Genomic DNA, 23,840 nt, shown 5'->3' with positions numbered 1-23,840 from the left:
GGGAAATGGTTATAACGAACAACGTTTTTTCTTCATCTTGAGTTTTATTAATAAGTTAAGTAAACGATCTAATTCTTGGCTGAAAGAAATCACTTTATCATGAGTGAATCCGTATTGTTCAACGAGATAGATTAACTCTTTCTTTTTCGCTTCTATTCGATTGTTTAGTTTCGATAAGTTCATAAGTTGAATGTAATGCCTCCTACAAAAGTATTTATCACATAAAAAATAAGACCGAATGAATTCGGTCTTAAAGGAAATAATAAGACAACTTACAAATAGCATACACTTTTTATCAATAGTTTTTAATATGAAAATGAAAAATAAATCATTATACATATTGAAAAAGATGTGTCTGATAATTATATGTTAACTCATAAAAGAGGCTGCCTACTTAGTAGACAGCCTGTAAAGTATTAACCTTTATGATATTTGTACATCCAAAGAAGACCAGATTTTAATAATCTCGGTACACGTCCCATTAATGGTTGGTTTGCTAGTAAACCAAAGCCGTGCTTCTTACCGAGAGAACCGAGAACACCTTTTAATTTAATTACAGGTAGTTCGTCAGGAAGTGCTTCATTATTCCAACGTTTTAATAATATTTGGACAATTTGTTCTCCTTGACCTTCAGCAAGTTGGGCAGATGGTGCATGTGGAAGTGCTGCGCAATCTCCTACAACGTAAACATGATCGTTATTTGGAATATTATGATATTTAGTTAAGACAACCCGTCCGCTACCATCTTGTTCAACTGGAAGGTTTCGAACAACTTCATTCGCTTGAATACCAGCTGTCCAGACGATTGCATCACATTCAAGTGGTTCATCGTGGTTGTACACAATATTTGGTTCTACTTTTGTAATGTTAGAGTTTCGTATAATGTTAACTTTATGCTTTACAAACCATTCTTCTACGTATCTACTTAATTTCTCTGGATATGGGAATAAAATTCTATCTTTTCGATCAAATAAGTAGATTTTTAAATCAGAACGGCTTTCCCGAAGTTCACTTGCTACTTCAACACCACTTAAGCCAGCACCAACGACAGCTACTGTTGCATTTGGTTCTAGACTATTTAATTGTTCATATGTCTTACGTGTTTGTTCAATTGATTGTAGACTATGTGTATATTCCCTAGCCCCAGGAACGTTATGATATTTATCTTCACAGCCAAGTCCGATAATTAAATCATCATATTGGATCGCTTCGCCGCCATCGAGATGAACAGCTTTTTCTTCGAGGTCAATATTTGTTACTGTGCCGTATTGAATATTGAGGCGTGGGTGTTCAGGAAACGGTATACGAATATGCGTTTCTGAAATAGTACCCGCAACTAATGCATAATATTCAGTTTTGAAGCAATGGTATGGTACTTTGTCGATTAATGTCACTTGTACATCATCTGGAAGTTGGTTGCTTGGAAGTAGCCTTTGCAGAATTCTCATTCCACCGTAGCCGCCACCTAGTATTACGAGGTGTTTCATGATGGATTACCCCTTTTCTGTTGAAATATCCCCTAATCATAAAATTTTATATTAATAAAATATTTTGACTTTACTCAATCAAATTATATCGAATTTGTGAACAAATAACAATGCATGAATGAATACTCTGTTGTACAATAAGAAGAAAAGTAAAGTAAACTGTTTTTCCTTTGTAGTTACTATTTCATTAGAAGTAGCATGTTATATAGAAGAAGTCATCTACTTTGAAGTGAAGTAATGAAGTAACTAAATAGTTTAGACTGTGTAACGAAAACAACAAGAAACAGCTTAGTTTTCTTCTTATAGATAAAGTCAGAAGGTAATTTGTTTTGTAGTACAGGGGGGAGAATTTTGATTAAACCATTAATTGAATTTTGTGTAGGTAACCTTGCAAGTGGTTCGCAAGCAGCTCTAGAAAAATTAGAAAAAGATCCGAATTTAGATGTAATGGAGTATGGTTGTTTAGGATATTGTGGTATTTGTTTTGAGGGACCGTTTGCACTTGTAAATGGTGAAGTTGTACAAGGTGCAACAGTAGAAGAGCTTGTTAATAATGTATATGAGTATTTGGATGAAAATCCAATGTTTTAAGGTGTTGCGAATCAGCAGCACCTTTTTCATTAGATAAAACTTTATTTCGTGGGGAAGGCTAATACTGATTATTAGCCTTCCCCAATCGAAAATAGTGGGATAAATAAAAAAAGGCCCTTTTTAGAAGGGCTTTTTTCTTACACAAATTGTGTAAGAGTGGCTCATCGCCAAACGTTGTCAAATATGAGAAACGGGGGACATTCATATTGTGTTCTAAAAGCATGCATTTTATACTTAACATAACAAATTATTTTTGGAGTGAATATAAATGAGCCAATTTTCTTTTACAAAAATGCATGGTCTTGGCAATAGTTATATATATGTAAATATGTTTGAAGAGCAAATTTCTGAAGAAGATTTAGCCCTTGTGGCGGAAAAGGTTTCAAATATTAATACTGGTATTGGAGCAGATGGGATGATTTTAATTTGCCCTTCAGACGTAGCTCCGGTGAAAATGCGTATGTTTAATAATGATGGTTCTGAAGGAAAGAGCTGTGGTAACGGTTTACGCTGCGTAGCGAAATATGCGTATGAGCATAAACTAGTAGAAGAAACAGTTTTCACAATTGAAACGTTAGCTGGCATTGTAACGGCGGAAGTAACAGTAGAAGAAGGGAAAGTTACATTAGCGAAAATCGATATGGGGGCACCGCGTCTAACACGTGCAGAAATACCGATGCTTGGTGAAGATGAAACACCATTTATTCGTGAAAACTTCTTATATAATAATCATCGTTATGCATTTACAGCTGTTTCAATGGGAAATCCGCATGCGATTATTTTTGTTGATGATGTAGAAAAAGCACCTCTTACAACACTTGGACCCGTCCTTGAGACACATGAAATGTTTCCAGAGCGAGTAAATGTTGAGTTTATCGAAATTTTGAATGATGAAGAGATGAACTTCCGCGTTTGGGAACGTGGATCTGGTATAACGCAAGCTTGCGGAACAGGGGCGTGTGCTGCAGTTGTAGCTGCTATTTTGAATGGAAAGATGGAACGTGGTAAGGAAATTACAGTTCATTTAGCTGGCGGCGATTTAATGATTGCGTGGACTGAAGAGGGAAGCGTGTTGATGAAAGGACCTGCGGAAGTAATTTGTCGCGGAGTGTATGAGTACAAGATAGAAGCGTAAAGATGTATAATGGACTAAGAACAGAAAGGAAGGTGTATTTCATGATTGAAGTAACAGAACAAGCAGCTTTTCAAATTAAAGATATGTTAAAAGATGCTGAAGATGGAGAGAAGTACGTGCGCCTTGCTGTCCACGGCGGCGGATGTAGCGGTCTTTCTTACGGCTTAGGATTTGAAGTAGAACCAAAAGAAGACGACACAGTTCTTGAGTTTTTCGGTGTTGAATTTGTTATCGATACAGAAAGTGCTCCAATTGTTAAAGGAGTAAAAATTGACTATAAACAATCTATGCTTGGCGGTGGATTCACAATCGACAATCCAAACGCAATCGCATCATGCGGATGTGGATCATCTTTCCGTACAGCATCGAATGCTGGTAAGCCAGAAGAGTGCTAAGTTTTTAGCAGAAATAGAGAAAGACCTTTTTAGCGATAGAATAAAATCGTTAGAAAGGTCTTTTCTTTTTGTGTTAAAACAGAAAATGCATGTAAAGTTACTTTAGATTTTAATTTAAATGTTATTATATATAGTATATATAATTTACACTGTGAATTCGAGATTCATATTATTCGTTTTAAGATAAGATTATGTAGACAAAATGTAAATAATTAGCAAAAATATACTATTTATTAGTTATATTTAATGTTAATATTTGTAACGAAGATGATTGGGAATTATGTTCGAAATAGTTGTAAATGCATCGGTTATTACTAATAGGTAGATTTATGCAGCACGATTGGTTCAACTAATAATCAGTGGGGATGAAGAACCCCCCCACTGATTAAAGTTTCACTTTATACAAAAAAGGTGCATAAGGGAGAAGGTTATAGCCAATTGTATAGAACTGAATAGTTCCGTATTAATTAAAATACGTTGATTACTAGATATTAAAAATACCGGGGGGATTAGAGTGAAGTCATTTAAGAAAGTACTTATAGTAGGGATGGCGTTGATTACAGTATCGATTTTGGGAGCTTGTTCTAGCGATACAGACGTATTAACAAAAGTAGGAGCAAAGCAACCAGCGAAGGCGGAAGGTGAAGTACTAAAAGATCAGAAGAAAACACCTATGACTACGAGCAAACGTGAAAGTATTAAAAATGAGGATGCACCATCATCACAAAAGCGTTATATTTCTCATGATGAATCTCAAAAGATTGAGGAAGGTATGACGTATACGGATATTCTTAATACGATTGACTATGGTGGTGAGAACATAAAACATTATAATAACCATGAAAAACGCGTATTTTATACTGAAAAAGATACGGATGGTACATATGAAATTATGGTTGAATTAAATACATATGGTTATGTTGTAAATATTGAACGTACTGCTATAAAGAATAAAGATAAAGATACAGATACAGATACAGATAAAGAGAATCAGGTATTTACGAAACGTAGTGAAGAGCCTGTAAAGGAATATGAAGAAAAAAACGATCGTGTACCGTGGTATAAAGATGTAAATAACAATTCGGTAGCAGTAAGTTACAATCACTATTTGAAAATCAAAAAAGGTATGGCCGCGAATCAAGTAAAAGCTGCAATTGGACAGCCACATGTGATTGAGAAATATAAATCATATTCAGTATATGACTATACTGGTTATGGTGGAGAAGGATCATTACGTGTAATCTTTGAACCGAATGGAACTGTTACGGATGTAGTGGAAAACGGTTTACCACGATAATAAATTAGTTACGGGAAGAATTGTAGTAAAGTTGTCTTTGATTTTATAAAGTTTTTGGGAGCATCTCCGAATATAGGTGAAAAAATAATTCTCTTAGCCATGTTAACTACATATTAGTATTTACCGAAGGTTCTTCCAAATTCAATAGCGTTATTGTGGATGTTGTTGTCGTATTATTTTTGTTGATATATACCGCAGTAGGGCAGCAATTGTAACTGGACGTAAAAGGACGCGGAGGAGTAGCAGCTTCCTTTTGAAAGAAGGAGGAAAATATGATGGAGGATATTCTTGAATTTATAGGGAGATACGTGATTAAACCTATTATTAGTTTAATAAGATATTTTGTAATAGAGATTATAATTGAGGGCGTAATAAACGGTATAAGGAAATTACGTGATAAGTGGCGAAATTGGCGTGAAAGACGTTATTGGCGGTAGTGTAGCTGATGAGCGTGCGAAACAAAAACGTTATACAGAAGCTTAATGGAATGACAATTTCTAAAGTGAAGAAATAATTATTATCTTACAAAAGTGTAATGTTCATGTCATGTTTTTGAATTTCTTCTTTAAAGTTTAGGCTTTAAGATAAGAATATAAGAAAAAACACATGAGGTGAAGGAAATGAAAAGATATATTGCACTTTTTAGTATTTTAGTTGTATTTGCAAGCCTATTAGTTGGCTGTGATTTAAATCGTATGGGTAAAGACGAGTATTACGTTCAAATTACAGTAGATGGAAAAGAATATAATGGTAAAGCTGATAACGGTGAGCCGTATAAAGATTACGAATATAAGCTGACTGGCTTTGATAAAGATGGTAAAGAGAAAGAATTAGAATTCACAGCTCAAAAAAACTTACGTAAAGATGCATTCTTACGCGTATACCACTCAGATAAAAAAGGTGTAACAGCTTGGGAAGAAGTGAAAAAAGACGAGCTTCCAGCGAAAGTGAAAGAAAAACTAAGTGTGAAATAAGACAGATAAAAAGGAATTGACGAACAGGGTCAATTCCTTTTTTTGTTTTCAAATTCTTCTTCTGAAATGACTGTAAATCCGTGTCTTTTAAATAAAGCAGTTGTCACTCCGAAACCAGTTTGCTTATTACCGTTAAATTCTCCAGTATAAATCGTAGAACTACCACAAGATGGACTGCGTTCTTTTAAAATAATATATTCTGGGTGTAAATTTTTAATTTGTTCTAATGCTTTATAAGCACCATTTACGAAAGCTGCTGTGACATCTTCACCATCTTTTGTCATTACCTTTGCTTTTCCGTCTAAAACGTCATCGCCATTCCCGCCAATAATTTCGGCTGAGGGACGAGGTGTTGGTAATCCCCCTAATACTTCAGGACAAATGAGGACTGTATCTTCTTGTTGCAGAAGCTCCTCTATTTTTGAAAAGAGATTGTCATTTCCATCATACCGGCAAGCAATCCCACCTAAACAAGCGCTAATTACGATCATATTTTCATCTCCAATAAAAAATATTTAATGTCACGCCAATTTCTCTTCCTGCCTCTTATTTATAAGTGAGGTGATAAAAATGGGAAGTTTATATAACTTAATGAAACCATACAGTGAATTTCGAAGTAAAGAAGAGTTTAATACATATCAAAAGCAAGTTTTGAAATATTATCGATTTCAATTAAATAAAACGGATGCTACCATCATTCATTTTTTAGGAAAATATGCGGTAAATGAGAAACAAAAAACAGTAGGGGTCGCTTGTCCATTAATGGAGACGATTGCGACGAATGTTGGAAAGAGTATTCGTACAGTACGCCGGTCAATTGCAAAGTTAGAGGAACTAGGAATTATAAAGCGTGTTGCAACAAAAGAGAGACATAAGCGCGGCGGGTATAGTGCGAACCTATATGTATTTCTTATATCTGCGATTGACCGCATGGATGACCGTATGAAAATGTCCGCTTGTAAAAGTGAGGATAATGCAACTGGCTGTAGTAAAAATGAGCAAAAAAGCGCTGGGGAAACAATTCTTTCTAAAAACATTCCACAAATAAAAGAGAAAAGAAAAGGAACGTACGAGCTTGATGAGACGTATTGCCGTCATGATATACCGAAGCCTTTTATATACGCACTGGTGCCGATGACGAGTAATCCGAAGAAAATTAATATATTTTGGAGTAAGGTCGAGCTTGCATATAAAAAGAGCGGGTTACTAGAACAAGGTGTTTTACTGGAGCAAATATTAGCTGATGAAGAAGTGTACGGAAATTTCATTTGGCGAGTAAAGAGTGTTGTGAGAGCTTATAAATACGGAGAAATCCGTAAAAATGTGAAGGCTCTTTTATATAGTACAGTGCGGGATCTATTTTTAGAGGTTGGATTAGAATGGGGAGCAGCATTAAGGAGAAGTAAGGGAATATCACTATTTGATCCATTCAAAAAAGAGCCATGTGTATAATACATGACTCTAATTAGCTAATCGAACTTCCTTACAACTGGAACACGAATCGCTACAAATAGTACGAAGACAATAACAGCTATTGCACCACTTTTCATAACGGTTACGATTGGAATTCCTATTGCAAGTGCAATGGATGTGAATGCATAAGAGAGCGGGATAAAGCCCATTGATGATAGCATAAGTAAACTCATTACGCGTCCCATCATTTCTTCTTTTACTGTCGATTGAATCATCGCCATAAGCGGAACGATAGCCATTGCGATTGTAATACCGTAAAACATGCCGGCTAATAGTGCTTGCCAAAGTACGGTACTAAAGTTGATGGCTAAGAAGAAGACACCAGACAATAGCATCATGATAATACAAAATAGACCGCGTCTACGATTAATATTTCTTAAACCGACAATGACAGCACCGATTGCCATTCCGCCGCCTACAGATGCTTCTAAGTAACTAAACTGGAGCGAATCACCATGCAGCACATTTTTAACAAAAAGCGGGAAACCAACTTGCATCGGGCCGATTAAAAATAAGTTTAAAAAAGCGCTACAAATAAGGAAAGTTGAAAGGAATGGCGATTCCTTTACATATAAGATTCCTTCTTTAATGGAAGTGAACATACCTTTATCTGTATCTTTTTGTTCTGGCATCGTAAATTGTATTTTTTGAACGAGTATGGCCGCGACAATCAGTAATAAAATCGTAATGGAAAATATTGTCTCATAATTCGTAAATTTAATGAGAATTCCGCCAAGTACAGGGCCTAAGATGACCGATGCTTGGTTCGTCATTTGTGTAAGTGAATTCGCTTGTGTTAACCGGCTTTTTTCTACCAATTCCGGTAAGATAGATCCATCTGCTGACCAGAAGAAAGCATCAGCAAGTCCAAAGAATAAAGCGAATAAAGCAAATGTATATAGCGTTACATCACCGACAATGAACCATGTGAGAATGGTTGCGACAAGAATCGCTCGAATGATATTGGAGTAAAACATAATGTTTTTTTTCGGGAATTTATCAGCTACAGCGCCGCCGACAATCATAAAAATAAGCCTTGGAACACTAAGGGCTACGAAAACAACACCGAGTGAAGCTTCAAGGTTTAATGTTTTTGCTATGTACCACGTTTGTGAAAAAGTAAAAAAGGCTAAAGCAAAGCTTGAAAAAAGAGTAGCTGCCCAAAGAAAAAGGAAATTCGTATTTTTTAATAACGGTTTTCCGCTTCCTTCTAAAGCAGTTTTATTTTGTTGTAGTTCCTCCATATTGCTTCCTTTCTATGTGACAAATTTAAACTAAAAAACCAGTAAACGCCCAATTGGTAAGGGCTAATACTCAATGGGAGATACCCACAGCTGAGTATAGTTTCACTTTATACAGTTTCTAATATTTCTATACTGCACTTTCTCATTGTAGACAATAATAATGGATTTGCCCAGTAGCTATTTAACGACAAAAAAAGATGCCGAATGGGCATCTTTTTTTAGGCTAACGCAATATAAATATCCAGTTGTGCCTGATTTGGGTCTAATGCTCTCTCGTCGTAAAGCTCAAAGTCTGTTGTGAAGGCACGTTTATTTTCTTTCGACCATTGCCAAATATATTCCCAAGCTTCACAAACGACTTCAGCAACTGGTCCCTTTCTTGTTGTAAATACCGCATATGTAGCGGTAGGTATTGTTAAAGTTGTCATATTTTCAGGAACGTCTTTTAGTGAAGAAACTGGCATACCGATTGTAAATGTATATGTACCAGTTTCATCTGACTCGTAGTTGGAATAGAAAGCAAATGTTTCTTTCGTTTGTTGATTTGGGATGTGATGCATCATTTGTTCTTGAAAGTATCGGTTCCAAAGTTGTGGAGTGTTTCCTTCAGTAGATGCCTCTTTTTCATTAGTCGTTGTAACCGAAACGCCGATTGCGTGGAAAGCTTCTTTTTTTACGATAATGGGTTCGTGTAGCATAAAAAATTCCTCCTTTTAAATAAGAACATTTGTTCTTGTTTAATATAACATATTTTTACATGTAACGGTTGTTATTTTTAGAAAATTTCAATCATAAAAAACAAACTGAAAATAACTAAAAAATGGTAAAATTTCTATTGTATGTATAAATAGGATAATGAGTATGTTAAAATTTTTAAGTATCCTTTAACTGTTATATAAACCTATACAGCACGGTGTTTTTACTATATTAAAAATATGGTAAAGGTTTGTATAAGTGTCCGATATATATGCTATTTTTGATAAATTAAAATAGTAATATTCTATGAGATTTATATTGTTGACATTGGGATTTCAACGATACATTTTCGTAGGTCGGATTGTTGCGAGTGGATATATATTGCTATGTATTCGACTACTAAATGAAAGGATTACTGAAATTAAGTAGACGGATAGCAAGTATATAGAAAGGAGAAAGGTAGAAAATATGAAACAAGTATTGAAGTGTTTTAATGTCGTAACAATGATCACACTTCTTCTATCCATCATATTGCCTTCGCCCAGTGCTTTTGCTACAGAGATAAATAAAAAAAGCTGGGATGAGTTACAAGGAAATGATGTGAAAATTAAGGCAGAGCAAGTGAATGCTGAAATGTATAAGGGAGAAGTAGCGGAGAGGGAGCACGTATTTCAATATAAGATTGAAAATACGGGAGATACACCAATCCGAGAATTAGTAATTAATCAAAATAATGACAATGGAATTGAGTTTCTTTCGCAATCTGTGAAAGTAAACGGAGAGAAGTTACTTGAAAATAAGGTAGCGGATTTCTATGTAGAGGAAAAAGATAATGGAGGAAAGGTTCTTTCTTCTAATCTTAAAATTCAAGATTTAAAATCACATGAAAAAATGAATGTATTAATAAAAGCTCGTCGTGCGCAACATTTTAATAAAGAGTATAAGCAAAAAATTAGTGTGCAAAAGGATCAACTGCAAATAGGAAACATGTCTGTAGATGTTGAAGGGCTTCCTTCTGAAGAGAAGTTAGAAGCTAATACCGATGATGAGGCTGACAGTAGTAAGAAAGCTATCGGATCAACAACTGATTCAAAAACTAAAGAAGTGGATGGAAAATTAAAAGTATCTGTAGAAGATAAAAATATATCTACACAAAAAACAGAAATAGAGAAGGTAAAACAACCTGAAGCTGAAAAGCAACTAGAAAAAGAGGAAAAGCAATCACCTCTAACAATAAAGCAGAAGGATGCAGAAGTACAAGCTGCATCAGAAAATGCTTCGAAGGTTCAAATCCAAACAGGAGATAAACAAGGATTTGGAGACCCGCTGTATTCTACAATTGCTCCTGGTAATTTAGTACAGACTGGTAATGTGACCCTTGGTTTGACAACTGATCATTATGGCAGACAAAGTATGGGTTATAAAACGAATAAAATGACTGTGGACGTTGATAACGATGATAGTACTTTTAATTCGTCAACAGGTGCATTTCCTAACATTCCTGCTGGAAGTAAAGTGAAAAAGGCGTATTTGTTTTGGACAGCTGCAATGGGAACTGTAACTAGTACAAATGTTAATCAAAGAGTTAGTGATAATGATGTACGACAACCAGTCAAAATGAAAATGGGAAATAAAGAATATGCAGAGGTACGTGCTGATAGCATACGAAAAGCTGATTATCTACCCTATATTTCTAATTACTCAGGTAGTGGTGCAGGATATGTTGCGTATGCAGATGTAACAAATGTAATTGCACAGCAAGGTATTTCTCAAACGTTGACAGTTGCGAATGTGCCACAAATTAAAGATGTAACAGGTGGCGGCTATTACTGGGGTAACTGGAACCTTATATTAGTTTATGAAAACTATAAAGAAACAGTAAAAGATATGAAAATTTGGGAAGGGTTAGTTTCTCAAAAAAGTACAGCTTGGACGGATATTAGTGTTAATAAAATAAACACACCAAAAGAAGGTGCTTTTAAAGCAAAATTTAGTTATTTTTCATCGCAAGGTGATCCAGCTGATAATGATAGATATGCCTATGATTATGGAGAATATGATTTTGGGTTAGGGTATCAAAAGTTTAAAAATATTAAAGGTAAAGATAATGATGTTAATGACTCATCTATGACAGAAGTACAAGTAGATGGCACTAACGAGTTTGTTACAAAAAAATATCCAGGATATAAACCAGCTTGGACAAATTCATTCAGTACTGACATTCATACGTATCATCTTGAAGGACCGACTCAAGTAAAGAATGGTTTGAAAGAAGGGAAAATGCGTTTTAGAGCATATGGTGGTACTGGTGATATTTACGTATTAAATAACGCCACATTTGTTACAGAACATAATGCTCCAAACTTACAAGTTGATAAAAAGGCATTAGATAGTACCGGTAAAGAAGTTAAGGAAATTAAAGCCGGTGAAGAGTTTACGTATCAAATTGAAGTGAAAAATGATACGAAAAATAATCAAGCGCCGGTATCGAATGTAAAAGGTTTTGATAAATTAGATGATCGTTTAGAGTATGTTCCGGGATCTATACAATATATTTCTGGAAGTAATAAAGGAAATAAAACAGATGATGCAAGCGATGATGAAGCGGAGTTTATAAATAATCAAATTGATTTCCGTGTTGGTGAAGGTGCTAATGCTAAAGACGGCGGTGTTTTAAAGCCGGGGGAAAGTGCCGTTATTACATTCAAAGTAAAAGTGAAACATTCTGTACAATCAGATACAACAGTAAAAAATATCGTTGTTGTAAAGGGACAAGATAGTGCCGAGATAAAGTATGAAACTGAGGACGATGCAGATATTACGGTTACGACTCCAAAAGAGATCCCTGGAGAAATAGAAGCTAAAAAAATAGCATCTAATAAAACACCGAAGTTAGGTGATGAAGTAGAGTATCGTATTACCTTTAAAAATACGGTAAAAGATGGACGTCTAGATGTATTGACGATTGAAGACGAATTACCAAGTAGTCTTGAATACGTAAAAGATAGTTTGAAAGCAGAAGGTGCAAAACCAGAGCCAGTAGAGTTGAAGTTTGAAAATGGCAAAGTAATGGCAAAGTATCCAGAAATTATGGATATGGAAGAAAGAAGTATCGTCTTTAAAACAAAAGTAAAAGAAACTGCAAAAATTGGTGAAGAAATTGTTAATAAAGCAACCGTTAGTGATAAAACAAATCCACCAAAGAATCTAGAAGAGAAGATTACACCACAGCATAAGGCTGGTAAAATTGTCGCAAAGAAAAAAGCGACAAATAAGAAGCCGAAGCTAGGAGAAGAATTTGAATATCAAATTAGCTTTAAAAATACGGTGGAAAACGGAAAACTAGATGCAGTTACAATAGAAGATGAAATTCCAGCTAACTTAGAATTTGTTCAAGGCAGTGAGAGAGCTGAAGGTACTGAACCAAATCCAGTAGAGTTAAAAGTAGAAAATGGTAAGGTAATCGCAAAATATCCAGAGATTACGGATACAAAAGAGCGAAGCATTGCCTTTAAAGTGAAAGTAAAAGAAGAGGCAAAAGCGGGAGAAACGATCGTTAATAAAGCGGTTGTGAGTGAGCCAAATGGACAGTCTGAGCATCCAGAAGAAAAGATTACGCCGGATTATAAATACGGTAAAGTGGATGTAGAAAAAAACGTAACGAATCAAACACCAAAACTAGGAGAAGAAGTGGAATACCGAATTACATTTTATAATACGGTAGAAAACGGAAAACTAGAAACGGTGCTAGTAGAAGATACACTACCTAAAGATGTTGAATACGTGAAAGATAGTTTGAAAGCAGAAGGTGCAAAACCAGAGCCAGTAGAACTAAAAGTGGAAGACGGCAAAGTAATGGCCAAGTATCCAGAAATTACGGATACAGAAAAAAGAAGTATTGTCTTTAAAGTGAAAGTAAAAGATTCGGCAAAAGTAGGGGAGGCAATTGTAAATAAGGCAATTGCAAAAGATCCGAAAAATGAGCCTGTTGAATCGAAGGTTGTTATTACACCGCAAAGTAAAAAAGGTGAAATTGCTGCTACAAAGGTAGTTAATAATAAGAAACCGAAGCTAGGTGAAGAAATCGAGTACCGCATTAGTTTTCATAATACGGTTGAGAACGGAAAACTAGAAACGGTGCGAGTGGAAGATACAATTCCAAAAGGTCTTGAATATGTAGAAAATAGCATCAAGGCTGAAGGAGAAGCACCTGGACCAGTAGAATTAGCTGTTGAAAATGGGATAGTCAAAGCTAAGTATATCGATATTATGGATATGAAAGAAAGAAGTATCGTCTTTAAAGTAAAGGTAAAGGAAGAAGTAAGAGTAGATAAAGAGATTGTCAATAAAGCAATTGTTGATGATACGAAAAATCCACCGATTGAGCCGGAGGAAAGAATTACTTCGCAACATAAGGATGGAATAATTGATTCGAAGAAGACAGTAGATAATCCATCACCAAAACTAGGAGAAGAAATAGAATACCGAATTAGCTTTAAGAATACGGTAGAAAACGGAAAACTAGAAAAGGTAATAATAGAGGATACAATTCCTAACGGTTTAGAGTATGTAAAAGGCAGTGAAAAGGCTGAAGGTGATAAACCAGCTCCATTAAAGTTAAGTGTGAAAGATGGAAAAGTTATTGCTGAATACGAAAATATTACGGATACGAAAGAAAGAAGTATTGTCTTTAAGGTAAAGGTGAAGGAAGAAGCGGAAGTGGGTAAGGAAATCATCAATAAGGCAATTGTTGATGATATGAAACATCCGAAAGAACCAGAAGCAAAAATTACACCATTACACAAAGATGGAAAAATTAAAGCGAAGAAAAGCGTAAATAATGAAACACCTAAGTTAGGAGAAGAAGTAGAATACCGAATTAGTATGAAAAATACGGTAAAGAACGGAAAGCTAACAGACGTGACAATAGAGGATACTTTACCAGAAGGTTTAGAGTATGTAGAAAATAGTTTGAAAGCAGAAGGTGCCGGAACAGATTCAGTAGAGCTGAAATTTGAAAATGGTAAGGTAATAGCAAAATATCCAGAAATTATGGATACAGAAGAAAGAAGTATCATTTTTAAAGTGAAAGTAAAAGAAGAAGTAAAAGTCGGTAAAAAAATCATTAATAAAGCAACTATTGATGATTCGCAAAACAAGCCAGTTAATCCGACAGCGGAAATTATTCCTCAGTATCAAGATGGAAAACTTGAAGCGAAAAAGACGGTAAATAATGAAACGCCGAAGTTAGGAGAAGAAGTAGAATACCGAATTAGCTTTAAAAATACGGTAGAAGACGGAAAACTAGCAGAGGTGAAAATAGAAGATACTTTACCAGAAGGTTTAGAGTATGTAGAAAATAGTGTAAAAGCAGAAGGTTCTAAGCCAGATCCAGTAGAATTGAAAGTGGAAAATGGTAAGGTAATGGCGAAGTATTCAGAGATTACGGATATAGAAGAAAGAAGTATCACTTTTAAAGTGAAAGTAAAAGATGAAGTGAAAGTCGGTAAAAAAATCGTCAATAAAGCAATTATTGATGATACGAAAAATCCGCCAGAAACACCGACGGCAGAAATTACTCCGCAGCATAAAGACGGAAAAGTGGAAGCGAAGAAAACGGTAAATAATGAAACGCCGAAGTTAGGAGAAGAAGTGGAATACCGAATTAGCTTTAAAAATACGGTAGAAAACGGAAAGCTAGCAGAGGTGAAAATAGAAGACGATTTACCAAATGGATTAGAGTATGTGAAAGATAGTGTAAAAGCAGAAGGTTCTAAGCCAGATCCGGTAGAACTGAAAGTGAAAGATGGAAAAGTAATCGCAAAATATCCAGAAATTACGGATACAGAAGAAAGAAGTATCGTCTTTAAAGCGAAAGTAAAAGAAGAATTTAAAGTTGGTGAAGGTATTGTCAATAAAGTAGTTGTTGATGATACAAAAGATCCAACAACTTCAGAAGTAACAATTACGCCAGAATATAAAGACGGTAAGCTTAAAGCAGAGAAATTTGTAAACAATAAAAAACCGAAATTAGGAGAAGAAATAGAATACCGAATTAGTTTTAAAAATACGGTAGAAAACGGAAAACTAGTAGAGGTTAAAGTAGAAGATGAAATTCCAGCTGGATTAGAGTATGTAGAGAACAGTTTACAAGCAGAAGGATCTAAACCTAGTCCGGTAGAATTGAAATTTGAAAACGGTAAGGTAATGGCAAAGTATCTAGAAATTACGGATACAAAAGAAAGAAGTATTATCTTTAAAGTGAAAGTAAAAGAAGAGGCAGAAATAGGCAAGGAGATTGTTAATAAAGCAATCGTAGTAGATACAAAAAATGAGCCAGAAGAGCCTTATGTGGAAATTACTCCGCAATATAAAGATGGTAAAATTGCTGCGCAGAAAGTGGCCAATAATCATAAACCGAAACTAGGAGAAGAAGTAGAATACCGAATTAGTTTTAAAAATACGGTAGAAAACGGAAAACTAGCAGAGGTAAATATAAAGGATGCATTACCAAATGGTTTAGAGTATGTGGAAGGCAGTATCACGGCAGAAGGGTCTAAACCGAAACCAGCAGAGCTACATGTGAAAAATAATAAGATAATGGCAAAATATCCAGCTATTACAGATACAGAGGAAAGAACCATTGTCTTTAAAGCGAAGGTAAAAGAAAGCGCAAAAGTGGGAGAAGAAATCGTAAATGAGGCAATTGTAGATGATACAAAGAATCTGCCAGAAGAGCCTTATGTACCGATTACACCACAATATAAAGATGGGAAAATTGAGACAAGAAAAGAAGTAAGTAACCATGAACCGAAGTTAGGTGAGGAAATCGAATATCGAATTATTTTTAATAATACGGTGAAAGATGGAAAGCTAGCAGAGGTGAAGATAGAAGATGAAATTCCAGCTGGATTAGAGTATGTAGAGAACAGTTTACAAGCAGAAGGATCTAAGCCTAGTCCGGTAGAATTGAAATTTGAAAACGGCAAGGTAATGGCAAAGTATCTAGAAATTGCGGATACAAAAGAAAGAAGTATTGTCTTTAAAGTAAAGGTGAAAGACTCGGTTACAATAGGGAAGGACATTACAAATAAAGCGATTATTCATGTGGATGATCCGAACCATCCTATAATTGAACCAACCGCAAAAATTACACCGCAACATAAAGACGGTAAAATTGCTGCTCATAAAAAGGTGAATAATCATAAACCGAAGCTAGGGGAAGAAATCGAATACCGCATTTCATTTAATAATACGGTGAAAGATGGAAAACTGGCAGAGGTTAAAATTGAGGATGAAATTCCGTCTGGTTTAGAGTATGTGAAAGATAGTCTAAAAGCAGACGGTGATAAGCCAGCCCCAGTAGAGTTGAAAGAAGAAGCTGGTAAGGTTAGTGCGAAGTATGAAAATATCACTGACATGAAAGAAAGAAGCATTATCTTTAAAGTGAAGGTGAAAGATTCCGTTGAAGTGGACAAAGCAATTGTAAATAAAGCAATTGTTGATGATACAAAAAATCCACCAGAGCGACCGGAAGTAGATATTACACCGCAGCATAAAGCTGGTAAATTTAAAGCTAATAAAAAGGTAAGTAAAAAAGATCCAAAGCTAGGAGAAGAAGTAGAGTACCGAATTAGTTTTAAAAATACGGTAGAAAATGGAAAACTAGCAGAAGTGAAAATTGAGGATCAACTACCAAATGGATTAGAGTATGTGAAGGATAGTTTAAAAGCAGAAGGTAATGAGCCAGCGCCAGTAGAGTTAAAAGAAGAAGCTGGGAAAATTATCGCGAAGTATGAGAATATCACTGATACAGCTGAGCGTAGTATTATCTTTAAAGTGAAAGTAACGGAAGTAGCAAAAGTCGGTAAGAAACTCGTGAATACGGCAGTTGTGGATGATGATAATCCGAAGAATCCTCCGCAAAAACCAGAAGCGATTATTACACCGGAGTATAAGAATGGAAAAATAAAAGCTGAGAAAACAGTAAATAACCCAGCTCCAAAATTAGGAGAAGAAGTAGAGTATCGAATTACGTTCCGTAACGTAGTTGAGCACGGAAAATTAGCGAAGGTGAAAATTAAGGATGAATTACCAAACAGTTTAGAGTTTGTAGAAGGTAGCGAAAGAGCTGAGGGGGATAATCCAAAACCGTTGCATGTAAAAGTGAAAAACGGCATAGTACTCGCAGAATATCCAGAAATTACGGATACGAAAGAAAGAAGTATCGTCTTTAAAGCGAAAGTGAAAGAAAAGGCTAAAATTGGCGAAGCGATTGTGAATACGGCGGTTGTGGAAGATACTATAAATCCACCAGAGAAACCGAATGTCGCGATACAGCCTCAACATAAAGAGGGTGTATTACAAGCTGAAAAGACAGTGAGTAACCATGAACCGAAGTTAGGAGAAGAAGTAGAATATCGAATTAGTTTTGAAAATACGGTAGAAAACGGCAAACTAACTGAGGTAAAAGTAGAGGACGAAATTCCAGCTGGTTTAGAATACGTACAGGATAGTATAAAGTCTGATGGGCCGGAACCAAATCCAGTAGAACTTAAAGTTGAGAATGGAAAAGTAACAGCAAAGTATCCAGAAATTACGGATACGAAAAAAAGAAGTATCATCTTTAAAGCGAAAGTAAAAGAAACGGTACAAGTAGGAAAAGAAATTATAAACAAGGCGGTTGTGGATGATAATAATCCAACCAATCCACCAGTTGATCCACTTATACCAATTACACCGCAATATAAAGATGGGAAACTAGAGGCAAGGAAAGAAGTAAGCAATCATGAACCAAAGCTAGGGGAAGAAATCGAATATCGAATTACTTTTAACGGCACGGTAGATGGCGGGAAGTTAGTTGATGTAAAGATTGAAGATAAAATTCCGTCTGGTTTAGAGTATGTGAAAGATAGTCTGGAGGCCGTAGGTGATAAGCCTGTACCAACAGAACTTAAAGTCGAGAATGGAAAAGTAACAGCGAAGTATCCAGAAATTATGGATACGAAAGAAAGAAGTGTCATCTTTAAAGTAAAGGTAAAAGAAACAGCAAAAGTTGGAGGAGAAATAACAAATAAAGCGATCATTCAAGTAGATGATCCAAATCATCCAGTTATGGAACCGACAGCGACAATAAAGCCAGAATATAAAGATGGTAAGTTAAAAGCAGCGAAGACAGTAAGTAATAAAGAACCGAAGCTAGGAGAAGAAATCGAATATCGAATTAGCTTTGAAAATACAGTAGAAAATGGAAAAATAGCTGAGGTAAAGGTAGAAGATGAAATTCCAGCCGGTTTAGAGTATGTGCAAGATAGCATTAGATTTGAAGGGGCTGAACCAAATCCAGTAGAGTTAAAAATGGAATTTGGAAAAGTAATAGCGAAGTATCTAGAAATTACAGATACGAAAGAACGTAGTATTATTTTTAAAGTGAAGGTAAAAGCAGCACCAAGTAAAGGGATAACAAATAGAGCGGTAGTGGACGATAAAATAAATCCACCACTTGAGCCTACAGTTACAATTTTACCGAAAACAAAAGAAGATTTTAAGATACCAGAAGAACCGAAGGAACCAGAAGTGAAGCCGGAAGAGCCGAAAGAACCGAAGGAACCAGAAATGAAACCGGAAGAGCCGAAAGAGCCAGAAGTGAAGCCGGAAGAGCCGAAGGAACCGAAGGAACCAGAAGTGAAACCGGAAGAGCCGAAAGAGCCGAAAGAGCCGAAAGAGCCGAAGGAACCAGAAGTGAAACCGGAAGAGCCGAAAGAACCGAAGGAACCAGAAATGAAGCCGAAAGATCTGGAGAAACCAGAAGTAAAACCGGAGAAACCGGAAGTAAGACTGGAAAAGTTAATTAAAGAACCGCAAGTAAAAGTAGAAAAAGAATTACCGAAAACAGGGGCAGCACATTCATGGATGATGTCAGTTAGTGCGGGAATTTCATTCTTAGTTGGCGGAGTATTATTCGTATTAGGTAGAAGAAGAAAACAATAATTTTTTAGACGAAAAGCACACTGAGTTCGATAGTTTATCGGACTCAGTGTGCTTTCATGTTATATAAAAGGAAAGCTCCTTCCACGTATGGAAGGAGCTTTATTTTTGCATATTAAAACATACTTGAGCTATGCATCGGTTGAAGTTTTGCATTTGGATCGAAGTAAGCTTTTGCATTGTTTACTGCTGTCGGTGCTTCGCCAAATCCACAAGCGATAAGTTTTACTTTTCCTTCATATGTACAAATGTCACCAGCAGCGTAAATGCCAGGAATATTTGTTTCCATTTTTGAATTCACAAGGATGCTGTTTTTTTGTATATCTAAGCCCCAGTTTTTAATTGGGCCAAGAGAAGAAACGAAGCCGTAGTTTACAATTACATCATCAACATCGATGATAACTTTTTCTTCAGTTTTTACGTGCTGAAGAACGACTTGTTCAATTTTGTCATCACCAATAAGTTCTACTGGAACGTACGGTGTACTTACTTCTGCACGAGAATTTATTAAGCTTTCTACGCTATGTTCATGCGCACGGAATTTATCACGACGATGAACGATTGTAACTTTTTCAGCGATCGGTTCTAACATCATTGTCCAGTCTACTGCTGAGTCGCCACCGCCAAATACTACGACGCGCTTACCAGCAAATTTATTCATATCATCAACGAAATAATGTAAGTTTTTCTTTTCGTATTTCGCTGTACCTTCTAATTCTAAGCGGCGTGGTTGGAAAGCACCATTGCCAGCAGTAATAATAACTGATTTAGAATAGTGAGTTTGCTTATTCGTAACAAGTTTAAATATACCGTCAGCTTGTTTCTCAAGCGTATCGACAGCTTCTTCTAAACAAACAGTTGGGTCAAATTTCTTCATTTGCTCTTTTAAGTTATCAACTAATTCTTGTGCGCGCACTTTTGGAAATCCAGCCACATCATAAATGTATTTTTCAGGGTAGAGTGCGGATAATTGTCCGCCAAGTTGAGGTAAGCTTTCAATAATTTTTACACTTGCTTGTCTCATACCGCCATAAAATGCTGTGAACAGTCCCGTTGGACCACCACCAATAATTGTTATGTCGTAAACTTTTTGATTTTCTGCCACTTTCATTCCCCCTATAGATGGAATTTTGATATTGATTTCATATATTGTTCATATGTACACGAAAATCCTGCAAATGATGACACTTTCAAATAAATGATAGCATATTTGAGTTCATAATACTTCTGAAAACGACTGAATTGTGTGTAAGTTTTCGTATAGGTTCTTTTTTTGTTGTATAAAATATACAGAAAGGAAAATACATGAAAAAAAGGCTAAAAAACCCTTGAAAACGCTATGTTATTTTAAAATATTGATAATTCTCCAGACGCTTGAATTCTGGAATAAAACCGACTAATATAGGGAAGTATTATGTTAAATTTCTATGACAAAATTCGTACGATTTTTTGACTGCGTTTTGTTATGATATAGAATGTGATAAATTCCACATTCTTGACAAATAGAGTTTTTAGTACTTGGTATTATTTTTTATTACTATTATATAAAGAAAAGGGTTGTGATTTGGTGAAGACTCCAAAAATCATAGTTTTAGGTGCAGGTTATGGCGGGATGATTACGACTGTTCGTCTGCAAAAAGCATTATCTGTAAATGAAGCTGAAATTACGCTAGTAAACAACAACAGCTATCACTACCAAGCGACTTGGTTACATGAGAGCGCAGCTGGTACATTAGAAGATGAAAAAATCTGTCTAGATATTCAAGACGTTATTGATACAAATAAAGTGAACTTTGTGCAAGATACAGTAGTAGAAATTAAAGCTGCTGAAAAACGCATTATCTTAAAAGACGGCGAGTTAGAGTATGACTACTTAGTAATCGGTCTTGGTTTCGAATCAGAAACGTTCGGAATTACAGGATTAAAAGAGTACGCATTCTCAATTGCTAACATTAATGCAACTCGTCAAATTCGTGAGCATATGGAAGCTAGTTTCGCTAAATATGCAGATGAAAAGCGCGATGAGTTAGTAACAATCGTTGTTGGTGGTGCTGGATTTACTGGTATCGAGTACGTAGGTGAGCTTGCAAACCGTGTTCCTGAACTTTGCAAACAGTACAATGTACCACGCGAAAAAGCACGTATCATCTGTGTAGAAGCTGCTCCAACAGCACTTCCAGGTTTCGATCCTGCATTGGTAGAATACGCTGTAAAACAACTTGAGAAAAAAGGCGTAGAATTCCGCATCGGTACAGCAATTAAAGAAGCAACTGAAGAAGGTATTATCGTTGCAAATGGCGATGATACGGAATTAATTAAGTCTGAAACAGTAGTTTGGGCTGCAGGTGTTCGTGGTAACGGCATTGTGGAAGAGTCTGGCTTTGAAGCAATGCGCGGACGTGTAAAAGTTGATGAGTACATGCACGCTCCAGGATACGAAGATGTATTCATGGTTGGTGACGCAGCGCTAATCATTAACGAAGAAATTAACCGTCCATACCCACCAACAGCACAAATCGCAATTCAACAAGGTTACAATATTGCACACAACTTAACTGTATTAGTTCGTGGCAAGGGTGAAATGAAGAAATTCGTATTCGATAATAAAGGATCTGTATGTTCTTTAGGCCATGACGATGCAATGGGTGTTGTTATGGGCAAAAAGTTAACAGGTTGGAAAGCTTCCTTCATGAAGAAAGTAATCGATAACCGTTACCTATTCTTATTAGGTGGACCTTTATTAGTTCTTAAAAAAGGTAAATTAAAGTTCTTTTAATATATAGTAGAAAAAGCAGAAACGGCTAAGAGCTGTTTCTGCTTTTTTCATATTAAAAATATAGTATAATATATAAAAAGAAAGAATATTCTGTCCGTTCTAATAGAGGAGGTTATTACATCATGGAGAAACGAGGGAAGGTATGGCTAGCTGTTAGTGGCCTAGTAGCTACAAAAGATGGTAGATGGCTATTTGTTAAGAAGAAATACAGTGGATTAAAAGGGAAATGGTCTTTACCGGCTGGTTTTGTAAATGAAGGTGAGACGGTTGATGAAGCTGTGAAACGCGAAGTGTTAGAAGAGACAGGCATTGTCGCTCATGTGAAGGGGATCATTGGTGTTCGATCGGGTGTTATTCGTAATGAGATTAGTGATAATATGATTATTTTCCTTTTGGAGCCTGAAGGAGAAAATATTATTGTACAGGAGAAAGAATTGTCTGAAGTGGCGTTCTTACATCCGGATAAGATTGCGGGTGATCCGAATACGTCTGTGCTTATTAAATATTTGTTAGAAGGAAGATCAGAACTACATCTTGAAGTGGACAAAACATTAAATCCAGGAGAACCATTTGGTTATACAGCCTATCACGTATTTACGGCGCATGCGAAGGAGAGGGAGAAAGAGTGAGTATACCGGTATTACTTATTTCAATGATGTTATTTTTTATTTTGTTCTTTGGAATTGGATTTTTACTCAACATGATTTTGCGAGCTACTTGGGTAATGGTTATTGTGTATCCGATTGTTTGTATGCTTATTATTAATAAAGCGAGTATGTGGGATTATTTTTCAAAACCGAAAGAAACATTTTCTTCATTTGGGACAAGTGTATCGCATTTAGGACAAGCAGATGTGTTTATTCTATCTACTGGATTAGTAGGGGCTGCTTTAGCAGGAGTCGTAATCAAGAAACTTCGGAAAAGCGGATATCAAATGTTTTAATCTCCAATTAAGTTGGAGATTATTTTTTTTGCATATTCCTTCATCTTATAGGGAATGATTAACGATGAAGGAGTGTGGAATATAAAAATGTTAAAACGATATTGTATTCGCATTATGATGACTTGTTTACTTGCAATTGCATTATGCGTAACATGGAAGGCTTTCACAGGAGTTTCTTTATTAGAGATTGTAAAAACATATGAAGGAATGAGTGCAAAAGAAGTACATGCAGCAGAAGTTAAGAGAAATGTTGCTCCGAGTAAAGAAGTGATAAATGCTTTAGAGCAGGCAAACGACTGGTCTAAATATCGTTCAATTGAAATGACTGCAACAGGTTATACATCGGGGATTGAGTCAACCGGTAAGAGGCCAGGGCATCCAGAGTATGGTATTACATATTCAGGTGTCAAAGTGAAAAGGGATTTATATTCCACAATTGCTGCGGACTTACGCGTATTTCCGATTGGAACGATTCTATTCGTACCAGGTTATGGATATGGTGTAGTAGCTGATAAGGGCGGTGCAATAAAAGGAAACCGTCTTGATCTATATTATGATACGGTAAAAGATGTTTATAGCCAATGGGGTAAGAAAAAAGTCAATGTGTACGTAGTAAAAGTAGGAAATGGTAAGTTTACAGAAGAAGAGTTAACGATGTTAAATCAAGACGAAACGATGCAAGTGTTTCGTGGTCAATATTTAAAACAAAGATAGTCTAGTCGTAATTACGCTAGACTTTTTTTCTTGGCTTATTTCATAATAGAGGAGATTTTACACGTCATATAACTGTAGTTAGAATTGTCGCATTTTATCGAAAATAAAGTTATAATGGTGATAGAGAA

The 23,840-nt window shown here is 35.8% G+C and carries 17 protein-coding genes and 2 pseudogenes; 13 read left to right on the top strand and 6 right to left on the bottom strand.

Annotated elements, in window-relative coordinates:
- Window positions 1–9 precede the first annotated feature (9 nt).
- Entirely contained in the window at window positions 10–183 is a 174-nt protein-coding gene (locus AXW78_RS33980; protein WP_001054086.1) for an aspartyl-phosphate phosphatase Spo0E family protein, read from the bottom strand.
- A gap of 233 nt (window positions 184–416) precedes the next feature.
- Window positions 417–1,487 carry an NAD(P)/FAD-dependent oxidoreductase gene (locus AXW78_RS23855; protein ID WP_000682076.1) on the bottom strand — a complete coding sequence of 357 codons (1,071 nt, stop codon included), beginning with the start codon at window positions 1,485–1,487 and terminating at the stop codon, window positions 417–419.
- A 351-nt stretch (window positions 1,488–1,838) separates the two neighbouring features.
- Here AXW78_RS23855 and AXW78_RS23850 point away from each other — a divergent pair, with 351 nt between their 5' ends.
- From AXW78_RS23850 to AXW78_RS23830, 7 genes and pseudogenes are all read left to right on the top strand, one after another.
- Window positions 1,839–2,078, top strand: a complete 240-nt coding sequence (locus AXW78_RS23850) for a YuzB family protein (RefSeq protein WP_000595026.1) — start codon at window positions 1,839–1,841, stop codon at window positions 2,076–2,078.
- 268 nt (window positions 2,079–2,346) lie between these two features.
- Window positions 2,347–3,213: a diaminopimelate epimerase gene (gene dapF, locus AXW78_RS23845; RefSeq protein ID WP_061884714.1), complete on the top strand. Its 867-nt coding sequence runs from the start codon at window positions 2,347–2,349 to the stop codon at window positions 3,211–3,213.
- Window positions 3,214–3,254: 41 nt separating this feature from the next.
- Window positions 3,255–3,608: a HesB/IscA family protein gene (locus AXW78_RS23840; protein WP_000573825.1), complete on the top strand. Its 354-nt coding sequence runs from the start codon at window positions 3,255–3,257 to the stop codon at window positions 3,606–3,608.
- A 514-nt stretch (window positions 3,609–4,122) separates the two neighbouring features.
- Window positions 4,123–4,905: a hypothetical protein gene (locus AXW78_RS23835; protein ID WP_061884713.1), complete on the top strand. Its 783-nt coding sequence runs from the start codon at window positions 4,123–4,125 to the stop codon at window positions 4,903–4,905.
- 99 nt (window positions 4,906–5,004) lie between these two features.
- Window positions 5,005–5,197: pseudogene (locus AXW78_RS34970) on the top strand (hypothetical protein).
- Between the two features lie 116 nt (window positions 5,198–5,313).
- Window positions 5,314–5,382 (top strand): annotated as a pseudogene (locus AXW78_RS34965) (methyltransferase); the annotation flags it as partial.
- 143 nt (window positions 5,383–5,525) lie between these two features.
- Window positions 5,526–5,879: a YxeA family protein gene (locus AXW78_RS23830; RefSeq protein ID WP_000833153.1), complete on the top strand. Its 354-nt coding sequence runs from the start codon at window positions 5,526–5,528 to the stop codon at window positions 5,877–5,879.
- Between the two features lie 29 nt (window positions 5,880–5,908).
- On the opposite strand, the gene AXW78_RS23825 is transcribed toward AXW78_RS23830, so the two are convergent.
- Window positions 5,909–6,370, bottom strand: a complete 462-nt coding sequence (locus tag AXW78_RS23825; RefSeq protein WP_000635464.1) for a 2-thiouracil desulfurase family protein — start codon at window positions 6,368–6,370, stop codon at window positions 5,909–5,911.
- A gap of 79 nt (window positions 6,371–6,449) precedes the next feature.
- Here AXW78_RS23825 and AXW78_RS23820 point away from each other — a divergent pair, with 79 nt between their 5' ends.
- Window positions 6,450–7,331 (top strand): helix-turn-helix domain-containing protein, encoded by an 882-nt coding sequence (locus tag AXW78_RS23820; RefSeq protein ID WP_061884712.1) that lies wholly within the window; start codon window positions 6,450–6,452, stop codon window positions 7,329–7,331.
- A gap of 17 nt (window positions 7,332–7,348) precedes the next feature.
- Here AXW78_RS23820 and AXW78_RS23815 read toward each other — a convergent pair whose 3' ends face one another.
- Together AXW78_RS23815 and AXW78_RS23810 are read right to left on the bottom strand one after the other, a co-directional pair.
- Window positions 7,349–8,596 (bottom strand): MFS transporter, encoded by a 1,248-nt coding sequence (locus AXW78_RS23815; protein WP_000391945.1) that lies wholly within the window; start codon window positions 8,594–8,596, stop codon window positions 7,349–7,351.
- Window positions 8,597–8,814: 218 nt separating this feature from the next.
- Complete coding sequence (locus AXW78_RS23810) at window positions 8,815–9,294, bottom strand: GyrI-like domain-containing protein (RefSeq protein ID WP_061884711.1); 480 nt, start codon at window positions 9,292–9,294, stop codon at window positions 8,815–8,817.
- A 466-nt stretch (window positions 9,295–9,760) separates the two neighbouring features.
- On the opposite strand from AXW78_RS23810, the gene AXW78_RS23805 reads away from it, so the two are divergent.
- Window positions 9,761–19,282, top strand: coding sequence for an isopeptide-forming domain-containing fimbrial protein (locus AXW78_RS23805; protein WP_061884710.1), 9,522 nt, complete (start codon window positions 9,761–9,763; stop codon window positions 19,280–19,282).
- Between the two features lie 112 nt (window positions 19,283–19,394).
- Here AXW78_RS23805 and AXW78_RS23800 read toward each other — a convergent pair whose 3' ends face one another.
- Window positions 19,395–20,384 carry an NAD(P)/FAD-dependent oxidoreductase gene (locus tag AXW78_RS23800; RefSeq protein ID WP_000829786.1) on the bottom strand — a complete coding sequence of 330 codons (990 nt, stop codon included), beginning with the start codon at window positions 20,382–20,384 and terminating at the stop codon, window positions 19,395–19,397.
- 462 nt (window positions 20,385–20,846) lie between these two features.
- On the opposite strand from AXW78_RS23800, the gene AXW78_RS23795 reads away from it, so the two are divergent.
- The 4 genes from AXW78_RS23795 (at window position 20,847) to AXW78_RS23780 (ending at window position 23,712) form a co-directional block, all read left to right on the top strand.
- A complete protein-coding gene (locus tag AXW78_RS23795) occupies window positions 20,847–22,055 on the top strand; it encodes an NAD(P)/FAD-dependent oxidoreductase (protein WP_061884709.1) in 1,209 nt (402 codons plus the stop codon).
- Between the two features lie 122 nt (window positions 22,056–22,177).
- Window positions 22,178–22,684 (top strand): NUDIX hydrolase, encoded by a 507-nt coding sequence (locus tag AXW78_RS23790; protein WP_000415319.1) that lies wholly within the window; start codon window positions 22,178–22,180, stop codon window positions 22,682–22,684.
- A complete protein-coding gene (locus tag AXW78_RS23785; RefSeq protein ID WP_000027016.1) occupies window positions 22,681–22,998 on the top strand; it encodes a YuiB family protein in 318 nt (105 codons plus the stop codon). Before AXW78_RS23790 ends, AXW78_RS23785 begins: the two co-directional genes overlap by 4 nt.
- 87 nt (window positions 22,999–23,085) lie before the next feature.
- Complete coding sequence (locus AXW78_RS23780) at window positions 23,086–23,712, top strand: 3D domain-containing protein (protein ID WP_000920095.1); 627 nt, start codon at window positions 23,086–23,088, stop codon at window positions 23,710–23,712.
- The last annotated feature ends 128 nt before the right edge of the window (window positions 23,713–23,840 follow it).

This window comes from Bacillus thuringiensis, assembly GCF_001595725.1.
GTDB lineage: Bacteria > Bacillota > Bacilli > Bacillales > Bacillaceae_G > Bacillus_A > Bacillus_A thuringiensis_K.
Note: the sequence above shows the minus strand (reverse complement) of the source record. Positions and strands in the feature narration are given on the sequence as shown.

Excerpts from the sequence above, each read along its gene's own strand:
- AXW78_RS23815 (WP_000391945.1), bottom strand. The coding sequence starts at position 8,596 with ATGGAGGAACTACAACAAAATAAAACTGCTTTAGAAGGAAGCGGAAAA.
- dapF (WP_061884714.1), top strand. The coding sequence starts at position 2,347 with ATGAGCCAATTTTCTTTTACAAAAATGCATGGTCTTGGCAATAGTTAT.
- AXW78_RS23830 (WP_000833153.1), top strand. The coding sequence starts at position 5,526 with ATGAAAAGATATATTGCACTTTTTAGTATTTTAGTTGTATTTGCAAGC.
- AXW78_RS23825 (WP_000635464.1), bottom strand. The coding sequence starts at position 6,370 with ATGATCGTAATTAGCGCTTGTTTAGGTGGGATTGCTTGCCGGTATGAT.
- AXW78_RS23810 (WP_061884711.1), bottom strand. The coding sequence starts at position 9,294 with ATGCTACACGAACCCATTATCGTAAAAAAAGAAGCTTTCCACGCAATC.
- AXW78_RS23780 (WP_000920095.1), top strand. The coding sequence starts at position 23,086 with ATGTTAAAACGATATTGTATTCGCATTATGATGACTTGTTTACTTGCA.
- AXW78_RS23805 (WP_061884710.1), top strand. The coding sequence starts at position 9,761 with ATGAAACAAGTATTGAAGTGTTTTAATGTCGTAACAATGATCACACTT.
- AXW78_RS23790 (WP_000415319.1), top strand. The coding sequence starts at position 22,178 with ATGGAGAAACGAGGGAAGGTATGGCTAGCTGTTAGTGGCCTAGTAGCT.
- AXW78_RS23820 (WP_061884712.1), top strand. The coding sequence starts at position 6,450 with ATGGGAAGTTTATATAACTTAATGAAACCATACAGTGAATTTCGAAGT.
- AXW78_RS33980 (WP_001054086.1), bottom strand. The coding sequence starts at position 183 with ATGAACTTATCGAAACTAAACAATCGAATAGAAGCGAAAAAGAAAGAG.
- AXW78_RS23840 (WP_000573825.1), top strand. The coding sequence starts at position 3,255 with ATGATTGAAGTAACAGAACAAGCAGCTTTTCAAATTAAAGATATGTTA.
- AXW78_RS23855 (WP_000682076.1), bottom strand. The coding sequence starts at position 1,487 with ATGAAACACCTCGTAATACTAGGTGGCGGCTACGGTGGAATGAGAATT.